Here is a 15,985-nt window from a genome sequence, read left to right as displayed (position 1 = left end):
GAATATTGACTGTATCAATTATAACGATGTTGAATCAATTATTAACTACAAAAAAAATGCGTGCTTTGTCGCTGCTCTTCTGCTTAAGTTTATGGTATATACAAGCTGTTGGGCAAAAACAGGTAAATCAGTTTGCCTGGAACGAAGGACAGAAAATTCTTTTTCTGGGAAATAGCATTACCTATGCCGGGCAATATGTCGCCATGACCGAAAGTTTGTTCCTGAGCAGTCATCCGAAAAAGAAACCCCAGTTTATTAACTCGGGGCTACCAAGTGAGACCGTATCTGGACTTAGTGAGCCGAATCACGCCGATGGAAAGTTTCCGCGACCTTGTTTATTTGACCGTTTGGATAATGTACTCGATAAAATCAATCCTGAGGTTGTCTTCGTCTGTTATGGCATGAATGACGGTATTTACCTACCATTTGATTCGGCTCGTTTTGAAGCCTATAAAAACGGAATTATACACCTGCAAAAACGACTTGCAGATCAAGGCGTCAAACGTATCATATGGATGACTCCACCGGTGCATGATGATCCACAGCTTCGGCTCAATGGGTATAATACCGTATTGGATCGCTATGCCCAATGGCTTTTCAGCTATGCCAAAAAGCAATCCTGGGAAATCATTGACCTCCATTTCCCCATGCGTCGATATTTGGAGACCGGCATCAAGAAAGATCATCAGTTTAGGCTAGCGGCAGATGGTGTTCATCCTGGCGAGTTGGGCCACTGGCTCATAGCAAGGGAAATTGTTAAACACCTGATGCCTAATTTCCCGATCGAAAGCACATGGGATGATAATTTGCGCGATAAACCAAAACTTCGCCAGTTATATACCCTTGTTTTGAAAAGACAGACGATCATGAAAGACACATGGTTGACTTTTACAGGCCATAAACGACCCGGACTATCAAAAGGAATTCCATTGGAGGATGCGCGAAAGACTTATGATACCATGCAGGAGGAAATAAACAACTTGGGTTTCTGATGCCCACTGTTTAATGATTATAATCCATGAACTTTATGTATAAAACTATATTACGATGAAAATCAATTTTTTAAAGTGGAAGTGTGCAGCAGCAGTGGGAATGTTGCTATGCATGACCGATGTTGCTAATTCACAGACCAAATCATTACCCTATGAAGGCGTAGCTGGCTGGCAGGAGACACAAGATAAACGCATGGAATGGTTTAAAGAAGCTCGTTTTGGGTTATTTATCCATTGGGGATTGTATAGTGCAGCGGGAGGTTCTTTTGAAGGAAAAAAATACCCACAGCATTATGCAGAATGGATACAAACTTGGGGGAAAATTCCCAGTAAGCAGTATGCTGAAGTGCTGAAACCAAAATTTACATTGCGTTCTTTCGATCCAAAATCCTGGGCTCACCTTGCAAAAAAAACGGGAATGAAGTATATGGTGCTGACCTCCCGACACCACGAAGGCTTTAGCTTATTCAATAGCCAACAGCCTTACGCGGTTAAAAACGATTTAACAGGTACGGCAAATTTATCGCCAAAAGGGAGAGATCTTTACCGCGAAATTATGGAAGCTTTCCGCCAGGAGGGAATGAAAGTAGGCGCCTATTATTCGCTGCTGGATTGGCAGCATCCCGATTCCTATGAGGCTTTTCAGTTAAACCCGAATATTGATAATCATCAACCTGATCATGAACGGTATAAGGCCTATCTCTACGGCCAAATTAAGGAACTTGCCCAAAATTACGGGCGATTGGATATGCTGTGGCCCGATTTCAGTAGCAAACAGCACGAAGGTGAAGCCTGGGGAACCAAACATATTTTAACAGACCTGATCAAATGGCAACCCAACATTATTATCAATAATCGATTTTGGAATGGACTCGAAAATAAAAACGGTGATATTGGAACGCCTGAAAAATATATTCCACCAACAGGCTTGCCTGGTATGTATTGGGAGGTAAGCCATACCATGAATGAAAGTTATGGTTATAGCGCCCATGATCAAAATTGGAAAAGCTTCTCCAAGATCATGCAATTATTTGTGGAAACAGTAAGTAAGGGCGGCAATTTCCTGTTAAATGTCGGACCCGATGGTGATGGCGGCATTCCCGAACCTGCGGTGCGTATTATGGAGCAGATCGGGGACTGGATGAAGATCAATAGCGAAGCTATTTACGGGACTACGGCGAGCCCTTTCCAAGCGTTGGATTGGGGTTATTGTACGCAAAAAAATGGGAAACTCTATCTGCATGTTTTTGACCGTCCAGCCGATGGGAAAATAAATCTGCCAATCAAAAATAAAGTGACGGCTGTCTATGCCCTGGCTTCACCGAAAATGAAGTTAAAATCTACGCTGGAAAATGGTAGACCAGCAATTCCTGTTGATGTCTTCGACAGCAATAAAGGGCCTAAGGTTATCGTGGTGGAGATCCAGGGAAAACCAATTGTTGAGGAAAGCCTAACACAAACACAGGCGGATGGTCGCATCGTGATGAACGCAAATAATGCAAAACTGCAGGAAGGAAAGGGACTGAAAATTATTGGCGCACATACCCATGATCCAAATCGCCCGAATGCCATAGGTCAATGGAAGGATCTTGCCGATCAAGTAATTTGGGATATTAAAATTCAGAAACCGGGTAAATACCGAGTACTCATCAATTATCTACCTAATCCTAAACATCAGGGCAAAATTTTGCTAACCGCTCTTGGACAAAAGATTCCTTTCGCCTTTATAAATGAAAATGGAACTGCATTTAAGGAAGCGGTCATGGGAACAATAGAAGTATCACAGCAAGTGATCGGAGAGCCAAGTACAAAAGTGCTGCTGCAGGCTACGGCAATTGATGGCGATGCATTACCTGAGATTGCGTCAATTACACTGGTTCCGGTTCAAGAATAAACTATTTTTGAGAAAACCTAGACAAATCATCCATACATAAACCATTTTGCCGCCGAGGACCGAATAAGTGTCTATAAAGACGAGCAGAAAAATAAACTATCAGTAAAAAATGAAAAGAAGAGAATTTATAGCCAAGGGGATTGTATCCTCTTTGGCTTTCACAATTGTCCCGCGCGTTGTGTTAGGCGGAAATGGATTTCTTGCACCAAGTGATCGTATCAATCTTGGATTTATCGGTGTCGGAAAACAATCCTATACTTTGATGAACGGTCTAAATCGCTGCAAGGAAATCGCAAGTCTGGCGGCCTGCGATGTGGACCGTAAGAAGTTGGCCGCATTTATTGCTGCGACAGGGAAAAAGCAAACGGAATTGTCAAAAGCACAGACTGAGATCAAGGCCTACCACCATTATCGCGAACTATTGGATCGGAAAGATATTGATGCTGTTGTTATTGCAACACCAGATCACTGGCATGCGCAGGTTGCTGTTGATGCAGCTAAAGCCGGCAAAGATATTTATTGTGAGAAACCCCTGGCGCTTACCATTGCCGAGGGGAGAGCAATGGTTGATGCAACCCGCAAATATAAGCGTGTCTTTCAGACGGGTAGCATGCAGCGTTCTTCCTATAATTTTAGACAAGCCGCAGAACTGGTTCTCAATGGCTATATCGGCAAAATAAAAGAAATTAATGTATCTGTGGGCGAACCGGTCAAACAATGCGACCTACCAGCTATGCCAGCACCGGATTATCTGGATTGGGATATGTGGGTAGGACCTTCACCTTACCGCGGTTATAACCCGATTTTAAGCCCACCGCTTGAGGATGATAAATGGGCTTGGTGGCGTGGTTACCGTGATTTCGGCGGTGGTTATATTACCGATTGGGGAGCACATATGTTTGATATTGTGCAATGGGCATTGGGCATGGACGAATCTGGCCCGGTGCAATTCAATCCACCTAAAGCAGCAAATAGCAATAGCGGGCTTTCCTTTAACTATGCCAATGGAGTTCGGGTAAACCATGTGCAATGGGGCGTACATAATGCGATTCAATTTATTGGTGAAAAAGGTAAGATTGAGGTAAGCCGCGAATTTATCCGTTCGAATCCCGAGAATTTGGCCAATCTTAAATTGAGCTCCACAGATCGTCGCCTGTATTACAGTGATAACCACTATCAGGATTGGGTAGACGCGATCAAAAAAAGAAGTAAGCCGATCTGTGATGTTGAAATAGGGCATCGGACGAGCTCTGTTTGCAATGCCATCAACATAGCGTATGAACTTCAAAAGGATTTAAAATGGAATCCACAAAAGGAACAGTTCGACAATGATTATGCTAACCTCATGCGTAGCCGCCCTTATCGCGGAGAATGGGATTTTAGAAAGTTCTAATCAAGAAAATGGTCGACTAATGATAAAAACAGGCTTAGCATATTTGCTAAGCCTGTTTTGTTTATAGATCAATATTTCTACAACAATGTAGACTTGTATTTAAAATAAAGAGGACAAAAAGAAAATTTGCTATTCTGGATAGATAATTGCTTTATTTGTATCCAACAATTATTACATTCGAACAGCGAAGGGAATCTTGATATGTCGCAATTAACAATAGTAGATCTGGCCAAAAAACTCGGCTTGTCAAAATCGACCGTTTCCCGTGCATTTCGGGATAACGAGGATATTAATCCGGCGACAAAAGCCCGTATTTTGGCCATGGCCGAAGAAATCGGTTTTTCGCCGAATGTCTATGCGAGTAGTCTGAAAGCGAATAAAAGTCTGACGATTGCGATTATTATTCCCGAATTTGGTAATAAATTTTTCTCGCAGGCCATCAAAGGAATCGAGGCAGTGGCACGCTCTAAGGGCTATCATACCTTGATTTACGTGACGGATCATCAGGTACAAAATGAAGCTTCCATCGTGCGCTCGCTGGCTAATGGACGAGTGGATGGCGTGATCATTTCGGCTTCGGGTGAGGGAAAAGACCATTCGCATTTGCAGCTGTTGGCGGAAAGGGGAATACCGGTCATGTTCTTTGACCGTGCATACGACGATTGGAAGGGGGGATATATTACGGGGAATGACTTTGATTCGGCTTACCAGGCTACGAAGCACTTGATTGATAATGCCTGTCAACGGATTGCTTATCTCGCCATCAATCCTCATGTTTCGATTGGTAAGGTGCGTAAAGACGGGTATGAAAAAGCTTTGCGGGAGGCGGGAATACCGATTAGGCCCGAGCTTATTTTGGATACCGTCAATGATGCCGATCAGAATATGAAAGATATCGCCAGCTTGATCGAAAAGGAAAAACCCGATGCCATTTTTGCTTCAGTAGAACGTCTCGCTATTTCGAGTATACGGGTCGCCAAGCAGCTCGCAATTCGTATTCCTGAAGACCTCAAAATCATTTGTTTTTCTTGTTTGGATATCGCCGATCTGATCGACCCAGCACTGAGCGTAGTGAAACAACCTGCCTACGAAATGGGCCAATTGGTAACAAAATACCTGTTAGATAAAATGGATGATCCAACAAATGATAAGTTTGCTAATTCGGTTTACCTTGATTCCCAGCTTATTTTTCAAAAATCTAGCCTCAAATAAGAAAAAAAATATTTGTTTTTTGTAATCCCATTATTTAGCTTTGATTACTTTCGGGAACATTCCCGAAAATATTTAAATAATCAATTTGTATAAAATATTGGATAGGGAAATCCAGCAAATCGCAACAGGCGATTTCTTTTTACCTTGATTTCGGGAACGTTCCCAATATCAGATTCCAAGTAAAGCTAATTATCGATGGAGAAGCATATCTCTCGTTTAATAGGGTATCTCTGGGTGATTGTCCTATTATCATCATGTGCAAATAAGAAAGATATCGTGGATGTCGAGCAACCACCTGTTATTGAACAGCAGGGGACTGGTTTGGTGAATCTTTCTGCTCCATTTATCTTTTGGGATAAGGAAATCACGTTGCAATTTGATCTTTCGAAAGGAAATGCAGCGTTAAAAGGTAGCACCGCCGACCTGTATCTACACGCGGGGTTGATCCCTGTCCATGGGGGGAGCTGGCAGCATGTAGCGACAGACTGGTCAAAGAATGACAACGCTTATAAACTTAAATTTGTTTCTGCTGGTTTATATACATTTACATTTACGCCTTCCACATTCTTTAATCTGTCAAATGCTTTGGAATTTGGTCAGTTGGCACTTTTAGTGCGCAATGGTGATGGATCGCTCGTCCAACGAAATAAAAATAATTCAGATTTATTTTTGCCTTTCGTGGCGAGTAACATGCAAGCGATTCGTTTTGTGTCGCCTACGCTGCAACCTACAGATCCAATGACCACTGAGCAAATGTACACCGTTGGCGATAACCTGAAGCTAAAATTACAGGCAACGCAGTCCGGAAAAATCAGTGTCTGGGACAATGGTATATTGCTGGCTGAATCTTCTGCTGCACTGTCTTTAGAAAAATCTGTTAGTCTACAAAGCAATGGCCTGCATGAGCTCGAAGCCCGCTTGGAAGCTGATGGCAAGGTATATTCCAGTAAAGTGGAGCTATTTGTAGAATCAAAACCTACCATTGCTGCCCTCCCGATAGGTATCAATCCAAACGGAACAACCATAAACAGGGAAAAAGGGGAGGTCAGTTTTGCGCTCACAGCACCACTGAAAAAAAGTGTATATCTGTTAGGTGGTTTTAACAACTATAAAGCATTACCAGCCTATGCGATGAGCCAGACTCCAGATGGCAAAACCTGGTGGGTAACGGTGTCGAATCTGGATTTCTCCAAAAAACAGACTTATCAGTTTTTGGTGGATGGCCAATTGGCTATCGCTGATCCCTATGCTGAGCTGATTCTTGATCCGCAGAATGATGCTGCACTTGGGCTTACAGCAGCGGCTGTACCCGCTTATCCCGCAGCTGCGCATGGTATTGTCGGCGTATTGGATCTTTCCACAAAGGCTTATACCTGGAAAACAACTGCTTTTAATAGACCTGCTCAAGGTGATTTGGTGATCTATGAACTGTTGGTTCGCGATTTTGTCAGACAGCATCAATATACTACACTCAAGGATTCTTTGTCTTATTTAAAAAGGCTGGGTGTAAATGCCGTTGAGCTAATGCCTGTACAGGAATCGGAAGGGAATTCGACTTGGGGATACAATCCTTCATTCCACCGGGCATTGGATAAATATTACGGCTTGAAAAATGACCTGAAAGCCTATGTCGATGCCTGTCACGAAAATGGTATTGCCGTGATTTTGGACGTTGTTTTTAATCACGCATTTGGTCAGTCGCCGCTTGTACAGCTTTATATGGAGCAGGGCAACGTCGCTGGCAATAGTCCTTGGTTCAATACGGTTGCCAAGCATCCGTTTAATGTTGGATTCGACTTTAACCACGAAAGTAGTTATACGCAGACTTTCGTTAAAGATGTCTTGACCTATTGGATGCAAGAATACAAGATCGATGGCTTCCGCTTTGACTTGTCTAAAGGTTTTACCCAGAAAAATTCAGGCACTTCAGAAAGTGATTTAAGCGCTTGGAATCCCTATGATGCTTCCCGTGTGGCGATCTTAAAGCAATACCAGCAGCATATTCGGAGTATAGATCCTTCTTGTTATATCATTCTCGAGCATCTTGGCGGTGATCAGGAAGAAATGGAGCTGGCGCAATCGGGTATGTTGCTCTGGAATAATATGAATCATGTCTTCAACGAAGCGGCGATGGGATGGAATGCCAATAATGGCTCGGATCTCGGTCGTTTGTTTGCCTCAAATCATGGGATGGTGCAACCTTCTTTTGTGTCCTATATGGAAAGTCACGACGAACAGAGACTCTTGTTCAAATGCCTCAATTATGGAAATTCATCCGGTAACTATAATATCAAGAATCTCGGTACAGCATTAAAACGCTTGGAACAAGCGGCGGTATTTTTATTGGCTTCGCCTGGACCTAAGATGATCTGGCAGTTTGGTGAATATGGCTATGATGTGTCTATCGATGAAAATGGACGGACAGGTGAAAAACCATTATTATGGAGTTATCTGCAGCAAGATGATCGCAAAAAACTTTTTGAGACCTATGCGAAACTCACCCGTTTCAAAACCAAAAATAGCATTTTCCAAAACGGGACGATTGTTACATCGGCTATGAAAGATGCCGTTAAATATTTCGTGCTGGAAAAGGATGGACAACAAGTAGGGGTACTTGGCAATTTTGGAGTAGAAAGTGTGGAATTTACATTGCCACAAGCACTGCAGGGACAGTGGGTGGACAATTTTACGGGAAAAGAGCTCAACTGGCTCAGTCAGTCAAAATTGAGCCTTTTGCCTGGACAATACCAATTGATAAGCAAAACAAAACTAAATAAATAAACAGTTATTTTATGAACAAACAGCTATCACGTCCATTTTGGGCTCTGAGCATGCTACTCGGCGTAAGTGCTTCGGCATTTGCCCAACAGGCAACGCTAAAGGGGCGAGTAATGGACCAGAAGGGGAGTTCCTTGGTCGGTGCTACACTGCGCTTCGAGGATATTCAAAAATCACTGTCTACCAATGCGAATGGGGATTTTAGCTTGGATAGACTACAAACGGGGAAATTACGCCTGCGAGTCAGCATGGTCGGATACGCGAGCCTGGACACCTTAATCCAAATCAGTGATGGGCAGAATCCGTTAAACCTCTACCTTAAATCCAATACGAGCGCGCTGGATGAGGTTGTTGTGATTGGTTATGGTACACAAAAGAAAAGTGACCTGACGGGGTCAATCAGCACGGTGAGTTCTAAGGATTTTCAAAAAGGACAGATCTCCTCTCCCGAGCAACTCATTATGGGGAAAGTTCCGGGCGTACAGATTACAACAAGTGGGGGGGCAGCCAGGCGCAGGAAGTACAATCCGGATCCGTTCCGGCGCTTCACTGAATGCCAGTAACGATCCATTGATCGTCGTGGATGGGATTCCTTTGGCTGGTGGCTCGGTATCCGGCGTAGCGAATCCATTAAGTTTGATTAACCCAAATGATATCGAGACATTTACCATCTTGAAAGATGCCAATGCAACGGCAATTTATGGATCGCGTGCATCGAATGGTGTCATCTTAATCACCACCAAAAAAGGCAGCCGCTCAGGAACACAGATCAACTTCTCTACACAGAACTCCTTGGCGACTGTGGCCAATAAAGTAAAACTGCTTAACGCGGATCAAATCCGCGATTATGTCAATGCCAATGGCAGTGATGCCATGAAAAAATTGTTGGGAACAGCAAATACCGATTGGCAGGATGTGATTTATGGCAATGCCTTTACTACGGACAATAATGTTAACATTGCTTCCAGAGCTGGCAATATGCCTTACCGTATTTCTGCTGGTTATATGAATCAGGACGGTGTGCTGAAAAATGATAACTTAAAACGGACCACCGCGGCATTGGCCTTGACACCGAAATTTCTGGACAATCACCTTTCGCTGGATGTGAATGTACGTGGTACCTGGTCGAAATCGAAATTTGCTACGCAAGATGCGATCGGGTCAGCGATTCAGTTCGATCCCACCCAACCTGTTTATGTCGATGATAAGGATAGTTTTGGCGGATATTATGAGTGGGTTCAGGGCGGGAAACCCAATCCAAATGCACCTCGAAATCCTTTGGCCTTATTGGATCTGCGCAAAGATAATGGCGATGTTTTCAGAAGCATTGGAAATGCAAAAGTGGATTATAGTTTCCATTTCCTTCCCGAGTTACACGCCAACTTAAACGTCGGCTACGATCTGGCGCGTTCAAAAGGGAATACATTTACGCCGGCTATTGCTGCACGTAATTTCAATGAAGGTGGTGAAAGAACGCAATATAAAACCGATATCAACAATAAAACACTCGAGTTTTATCTAAAGTATGATAAAGAATTACCTACGATCAAAAGTACGATAGACGCGACACTAGGCTATGGTTACTATAAAAATAGTAGTAAAGTATACAATTTTAACCGTACAAATGCCGAAGGTGATAAGATCTTAAATGAACCAACGCGACCTTTTGATAAACCCGAAAACCTGTTGATTTCCTATTACGGACGTTTGATCTATACCTACGACAACCGTTATGTCCTTTCTGGAACCTTGCGGACAGATGGTTCTTCCCGTTTTAGCCCGGATAACCGCTGGGGATATTTCCCTTCTGTCGGTTTTACCTGGCGCGCGAAAAATGAAGGCTTTTTAAAAGAAATAGCTGCGGTTTCGGAGTTGAAACTTCGTTTAAGTTATGGAAAGACCGGTCAGCAAGACGGTATTGCCAACTATTCTTATTTGCCTAATTACACCATCAGTGGTAATGAATCCATGTATCGATTTGGTAATGAGTATTATTACCTGAATTCGCCGGTCGCCTACGATCAAGATATCCGCTGGGAGAGTACAACGACCTACAATGCTGGAGTTGATTTTGGTTTCGCTAACAATCTATTCTATGGTAGCATAGACTACTATTCGAAGAAGACCAAGGACCTGCTCAGTACCATTCCAGTTCCTGTAGGATCAAACTTTAGCAACTTTTTGTTGACGAATGTCGGTAATATGGAGAATCAGGGTCTGGAGTTTAACCTGCATTACGTTCCGGTAAAAACAGAAAATTCGTCGTTGGATCTTGGTTTCAATGTGACTTATAATAGAAGCAAAGTGACCAACCTGACGCAGAGCGATGATCCAAACTTTATCGTGGAGACCGGTAGTATTCGTGGTGGAACAGGGGGGAATATCCAGGCACATAAGGTGAATTTCATGCCCAATAGTTTCAATGTGTTCCAGCAGGTATATGATGAACAGGGGCATCCTGTAGAAGGGGTCTATGTTGACCGCAATGGCGACGGCGTGATCAGCGATAACGACCGTTACCTATACAAATCACCTTTACCGAAATACCTTTTGGGTTTTACGGCGGCATACAGTTACAAAAAATGGTCGGCAAGCACCGTATTGCGCGCAAGTTTGGATAATTATGTGTACGACAATGTTTCATCCAACCTAGGCAGTGGCGCGAACATCAACGATCAGGCGGTTTTGGTGATCAACAATGCCCCGGTGGATTTTTTGAATACCAATTTTCTACTCAAGCAGTTACGAAGTGATTATTACATCAAAAATGCGTCATTCTTGAAAATGGATAATGTTAATCTGAGTTATAACCTCGGAAAATTTATTCGGAACAGCAAAGCTTCGATGTCTATTTCTGCCACTGTACAAAATGTATTTACCATCACCAAGTACAAAGGAGTTGATCCAGAAATATCCAATGGTATAGACGACCGTTTCTATCCAAGACCAAGAACTTATGTATTGGGTGTAAATGTGAGTTTTTAAATGATATAACAATGAAAAAATTAAATAAATATATAGGCGCTTGCCTGCTCGCCATCGCATTGAGCAGCTGCCACAAGGATTTGGATTTAAAGCCGACTAATGATGTCACCGCAGATATTGCTTATAAAGATTTTAAAGGTTATACCTCATCATTTGCAAGGTTGTATGGATCATTGACTTTAACGAGCACATCGGGGCCGAATAATACAGACTTAGGTGGTTTAGATGCCGGAACATCGGATTTTTTACGTCTTTTTTGGAATGCGCAAGAACTTACTACCGATGAAGCTGCTTGCGCCTGGCTTAATGACCCGGGAATTAGTGGTTTGGATTACCTCAATTTTGACGATAGCAATCCCATGCTCCGCGGTCTTTACACGCGTTGTGTCTACAGTGCTACCCTTGTCAATGAATTTTTAAGAGAGAGCACGGATGCTAAATTGGCCGAACGCGGTATTTCAGATGCCGACAAAAAAGAGATCGCTTATTATCGTGCCGAAGCAAGATTCTTACGTGCTTACAACTATTGGGTTCTACTTGATCTATTCGGAAATCCACCTTTTGTAACCGAAGAAACTTCAGTAGGCAAAGTATCACCGCCACAGATCAAACGACCTGAGCTTTTCGCGTATGTGGAGAAAGAACTGCTGGAGGTTGCTGGTCAGCTCAAAGGTGCCAAACAGAATGTTTATGGTCGTGTGGACCAAGTAGCGGCATGGGGGCTATTGGCTCGTTTATACCTCAACGCTGAAGTCTACCTGGGGGCCGGTAATAAGAAATATACCGAAGCCATCACGTATTCAGAAAAGGTATTGAACTCGGGCTATAGCTTGGGGACAAATTACCGGGAGCTCTTCTATGCAGATAATGATGTGAACAACCCCGAATTTATTTTTTATCTGCCTTACGATGGAACCAAAACACAGAGCAAGGGGGGAACGACTTATCTGATCAATGCAGCTATCGACGCGACCATGAATCCCACTTCTTTTGGTGTGCCTGGCGGCGGTTGGGCCGGAAATCGGACGCGTGACAATATCGCAACCATTTTCGGTGACTACTCCGGAGCAACGGACAAAAGGGCAATGTTTCACTTAAATACAAGCGTAAAAATAGAAGATATCGCTGTCTATAAGCAGGGCTTGGCAGTTACTAAATTCCGGAATGTGAACAAAGACGGAAAAACTGCTCCTCCAGCAGCTGAAGGTTTTGTAGCATCGGTGGACTTTCCATTAATTCGATTGGCAGAGATGAACCTGATTTACGCCGAAGCAACTTTACGAGGTGGCTCCGGTGGTAACGTGGCTAAAGCATTGGATTACGTCAACAAGTTGCGTGTGCGTGCCTATGGCAACAACAGTGGGAATTTGGCAAACCTCTCGCTGGACGATGTACTCAACGAGCGTGTGAAAGAGCTGTATTGGGAAGGGTTTAGACGTTCAGATTTAATTCGTTATGGCAAATTTACGGGCGATAATTACCTCTGGCCTTTTAAAGGAGGTGTGCTAGCCGGTCAAGCTGTGCCAGCCTATAGAACACTGTTCCCGCTTCCGGCTTCAGATATAATCGCGAACTCCAATCTTGTACAGAATCCCGGCTATAATTAATCAGCATCGGAAAAGGAGAATTTATTCCAATGAAAGACGAATCTACAACTCCTGATTGAGTTTGGATGCGGTAAGCTTCTTCTGATCGATGTGGCATACCTGTACTAAGAAAATTGTTGACAGATGAAACCGAGCAATGCATATTGGTCGGCGCACAGGACGGTGAATATTTGCCTGAGCTTTCATCAGCTATTGAAAACAAAATTAAACAGATGAAAACTAGACACTATATCGGAATCATGCTGCTGTTTATAGCGCTATTCCAAAGTTGTAAAAAAGACGAAACGCGGGCCATATTGGCTAGTGATGAAGGTATAAAGCCAGCGACTTTAAGCCTTGATAAAAATAATGTAACTCTGTCTAAAGATAATGCAAAGGACACGGTACTGCACTTAACTATGATTCAGCCTGACTTTGGTTTTCAGGCGGCAGTAACCAACGTACTCCAGTTTGGACTTAAGGGAGACAATTTTAAAACAGTAAAAGAAGTTGTTATTCCGAGTGGTAGGACAACAGTTGGTTTTACAGGTTATGAATTGAATAGCTACTTACTTTCTCTTGGTGTTCCGACAGGAACGGCTTCTGACTTTGATATACGTCTGAAGTCAAGTATCAATGCTAAAATTACGGTCGTGTTTTCGGCTTTGGCAAGCCTGAAAGCAGTTCCCTTTGCTTCAACCAGCTATCTGTATGTTCCAGGCGCTTATCAGGGATGGGATCCAGCCACAGCTGAGTCGTTAGTTTCCCCAACAAGTAACGGTATCTATACAGGCATTATCTTATTTCCGGAAGTGAATTCAGAATTTAAGATTACAACTGAACGCAATTGGGCGAATTCTTATGGACAAACTGCAGATGGTAAAATCGCATTTAATGGCGGTGGAAATATAAAAGCACCGCGTGCAGGTAATCTGGAAATCGAGGTCAACACAACTGCCAATACCATTTCATTTAAAGATCACAACTGGGGCATTATTGGTAGTGCCACGCCGAAGGGTTGGGATGCCGATACAGATATGAAGTTTGACAATGCCAACCAGGTATGGAAGCTCACAGTGAGCTTGACGGCAGGAGAGATCAAATTCCGTAAAAATCACGATTGGGGAACCAATTTTGGCGGGGCAAATGGAACTTTAGCGGCTGGCGGTGCCAATATCGCGGTCGCCAGTGCCGGTACCTATGCTATTGTCGTGGATTTCAATGCAAATACCTATACGCTGACAAAGAAATAGCAAATGATGTTTAAAATAAATAAAAATATTACCACAGTAATCGTGGCGCTAACAGTGCTTGGATGGAGCCCCTTATTGGGGCAATCCATTCAACGTGTAGAACCTTTAAACTGGTGGGTAGGAATGGAAAATCCAACCTTGCAGCTCGTTGTCTATGGACCCCAGATCGGGAAAAGTGAGGTGCAAGTGGAGGATAAAGGAATAGAATTGGTAAAAATCAATCGGGTGGAAAATCCCAATTACCTGTTTTTGGATGTCAAGGTGGCTGCTTCGGCCCAACCGGGATGGTCAACTTTTACCTTTCGTCAAGGAAAGAAAAAACTGACTTATCGTTATGAGTTGAAGCAAAGAGATCAAAAAGTAAAAGCGCAAGGAGTAAACAGTGCCGATTTGATCTATCTGATTATGCCTGATCGTTTTGCCAATGGAAATAAGGCAAATGATCAAGTGAAAGGTATGTTGGATATGAGCTTGAACCGGGATTCAATGTACTTGCGTCATGGTGGTGATTTGGAAGGTATTATCGGGAAACTGGATTACCTGCAAGATCTTGGTGTTACATCCTTGTGGCTGACTCCCGTGTTGACCAATGACATGCCACAGGCCTCGTACCATGGTTATGCCAATACCGAAACATATCATATAGACCCTCGCTTTGGTAGCAATGACACTTATGTGCAATTAGGCGAACAGCTCCACCGGCGTCAGATGAAATTGATTTTTGATGTGGTGCCCAACCATATTGGAAGTTATCATTGGACGGTGAAAGACAAACCGATGGCAGACTGGCTCAATGAATGGCCTTCCTATACGCAGACATCCTATAAAGATCAGGCTGTTTTTGATCCTTATGCCTCGGCAGATGACAAAAAGAAAATGGTCAAAGGTTGGTTTGTTCCCACCATGCCCGATATGAACCAACAGAATCCATACGTTCAAAATTACCTGACCCAAAGCCATATCTGGTGGATAGAGACCGCAGCAATAGACGGATTCCGAATAGATACCTATCCGTACAATGATCTGGATTTTATGGCTAAATGGACCGATCGCATTTTGCAGGAGTATCCAAAGTTTACCTTTTTTGGGGAGACATGGGTACACGGGGTTGCCAATCAGGCTTATTTTCTGGGCGGAAAACGAGTTGGTCAGGACGTGGATTCCAAGCTGATGGGCGTAACCGATTTTCAGCTTAATTATGCCATAGGTGATGCGCTCAACCAAAAGACAGAATGGACTGCCGGAGCCAATAAATTATATTCGACCCTGGCCTCAGATTTTCTATATCCACATCCAGCGCAAAATGTGCTTTTTTTGGATAACCACGATAAGGATCGTTTTTTCTCCGTTGTAGGCGAAAACGTGCAGAAATATAAATCAGCAATGGCTTGGCTTATGACAACAAGGGGTATCCCACAGTTGTACTATGGAGCTGAAATTCTGATGAAGAATTTCTCTAATCCCGACGGCTTGCTAAGGGAAGACTTTCAGGGTGGTTTTATAGGTGACAAATCGAATAAATTTACAGCTGACGGAAGAACGAAAGCCGAGCAGGATATGTGGAACTATGTGCAGACCTTAGCCAATTATCGAAAACAACATACCGTTCTGCAAACAGGTAAAACGATGCAATATGTGCCCGAAGATGGCGTATATGTTTATTTCCGTTACAACGAAAAGCAAACTGTTATGGTCGTGATGAATTGCAATGATGTCGCGAAGGAACTTAAACTCGATCGCTTTAGGGAACGAAATAACCAGGTGAAGTCCTATTTCGATATTATTCAAAAGCAAGAGACCAATCCAGTTGACCATAGCTTGAAGTTGGACGCTTACGAGACTAAAGTGTTCGAGCTTAAGTTTTAACACAATTTAAAATTCTATAGAATTCA

At 43.2% G+C, this 15,985-nt stretch carries 10 protein-coding genes; all 10 read left to right on the top strand.

All coding sequences use genetic code 11. The features are described from left to right. The first annotated feature begins 26 nt into the window (after positions 1-26). Positions 27-992 carry an SGNH/GDSL hydrolase family protein gene (locus tag BGP15_RS09285; protein WP_286769316.1) on the top strand — a complete coding sequence of 322 codons (966 nt, stop codon included), beginning with the start codon at positions 27-29 and terminating at the stop codon, positions 990-992. Between the two features lie 55 nt (positions 993-1,047). Continuing rightward, the gene (locus BGP15_RS09280; RefSeq protein ID WP_286769315.1) at positions 1,048-2,886 is read left to right on the top strand and encodes an alpha-L-fucosidase; all 1,839 of its coding nucleotides are present in this window, start codon (positions 1,048-1,050) and stop codon (positions 2,884-2,886) included. Between the two features lie 109 nt (positions 2,887-2,995). Next, positions 2,996-4,279 carry a Gfo/Idh/MocA family protein gene (locus BGP15_RS09275; protein ID WP_112374277.1) on the top strand — a complete coding sequence of 428 codons (1,284 nt, stop codon included), beginning with the start codon at positions 2,996-2,998 and terminating at the stop codon, positions 4,277-4,279. Between the two features lie 201 nt (positions 4,280-4,480). Further along, positions 4,481-5,491: a LacI family DNA-binding transcriptional regulator gene (locus BGP15_RS09270; RefSeq protein WP_286769314.1), complete on the top strand. Its 1,011-nt coding sequence runs from the start codon at positions 4,481-4,483 to the stop codon at positions 5,489-5,491. A 195-nt stretch (positions 5,492-5,686) separates the two neighbouring features. After that, the gene (locus BGP15_RS09265) at positions 5,687-8,272 is read left to right on the top strand and encodes an alpha-amylase family glycosyl hydrolase (RefSeq protein WP_286769313.1); all 2,586 of its coding nucleotides are present in this window, start codon (positions 5,687-5,689) and stop codon (positions 8,270-8,272) included. Between the two features lie 11 nt (positions 8,273-8,283). Then, positions 8,284-8,832, top strand: a complete 549-nt coding sequence (locus BGP15_RS09260) for a carboxypeptidase-like regulatory domain-containing protein (RefSeq protein ID WP_286769312.1) — start codon at positions 8,284-8,286, stop codon at positions 8,830-8,832. Beyond that, positions 8,765-11,254 (top strand): SusC/RagA family TonB-linked outer membrane protein, encoded by a 2,490-nt coding sequence (locus BGP15_RS09255; protein WP_286769311.1) that lies wholly within the window; start codon positions 8,765-8,767, stop codon positions 11,252-11,254. The genes BGP15_RS09260 and BGP15_RS09255 overlap by 68 nt, the downstream gene beginning before the upstream one ends. 11 nt (positions 11,255-11,265) lie before the next feature. After that, on the top strand, positions 11,266-12,861 hold the full coding sequence (locus BGP15_RS09250) for a RagB/SusD family nutrient uptake outer membrane protein (protein WP_046674246.1): 1,596 nt from the start codon (positions 11,266-11,268) through the stop codon (positions 12,859-12,861). 212 nt (positions 12,862-13,073) lie between these two features. Further along, complete coding sequence (locus BGP15_RS09245; RefSeq protein WP_286769310.1) at positions 13,074-14,093, top strand: SusE domain-containing protein; 1,020 nt, start codon at positions 13,074-13,076, stop codon at positions 14,091-14,093. Between the two features lie 3 nt (positions 14,094-14,096). Further along, positions 14,097-15,959: a glycoside hydrolase family 13 protein gene (locus BGP15_RS09240; protein WP_286769309.1), complete on the top strand. Its 1,863-nt coding sequence runs from the start codon at positions 14,097-14,099 to the stop codon at positions 15,957-15,959. Positions 15,960-15,985: the final 26 nt, after the last annotated feature.

Origin of the sequence: Sphingobacterium sp. 40-24 (genome assembly GCF_001899705.1) — a bacterium.
In the GTDB taxonomy this organism is placed as follows: Bacteria; Bacteroidota; Bacteroidia; order Sphingobacteriales; family Sphingobacteriaceae; genus Sphingobacterium; species Sphingobacterium multivorum.
The sequence above is the reverse complement of the archived record's forward strand: the minus strand, read 5'-3'. Positions and strand labels throughout refer to the sequence as shown.

Bases quoted from the DNA above. Each gene is read 5' to 3' on its own strand.
- BGP15_RS09260 (WP_286769312.1), top strand. From the start codon at position 8,284: ATGAACAAACAGCTATCACGTCCATTTTGGGCTCTGAGCATGCTACTC.
- BGP15_RS09270 (WP_286769314.1), top strand. From the start codon at position 4,481: ATGTCGCAATTAACAATAGTAGATCTGGCCAAAAAACTCGGCTTGTCA.
- BGP15_RS09280 (WP_286769315.1), top strand. From the start codon at position 1,048: ATGAAAATCAATTTTTTAAAGTGGAAGTGTGCAGCAGCAGTGGGAATG.
- BGP15_RS09245 (WP_286769310.1), top strand. From the start codon at position 13,074: ATGAAAACTAGACACTATATCGGAATCATGCTGCTGTTTATAGCGCTA.
- BGP15_RS09250 (WP_046674246.1), top strand. From the start codon at position 11,266: ATGAAAAAATTAAATAAATATATAGGCGCTTGCCTGCTCGCCATCGCA.
- BGP15_RS09265 (WP_286769313.1), top strand. From the start codon at position 5,687: ATGGAGAAGCATATCTCTCGTTTAATAGGGTATCTCTGGGTGATTGTC.
- BGP15_RS09285 (WP_286769316.1), top strand. From the start codon at position 27: ATGTTGAATCAATTATTAACTACAAAAAAAATGCGTGCTTTGTCGCTG.
- BGP15_RS09275 (WP_112374277.1), top strand. From the start codon at position 2,996: ATGAAAAGAAGAGAATTTATAGCCAAGGGGATTGTATCCTCTTTGGCT.
- BGP15_RS09240 (WP_286769309.1), top strand. From the start codon at position 14,097: ATGATGTTTAAAATAAATAAAAATATTACCACAGTAATCGTGGCGCTA.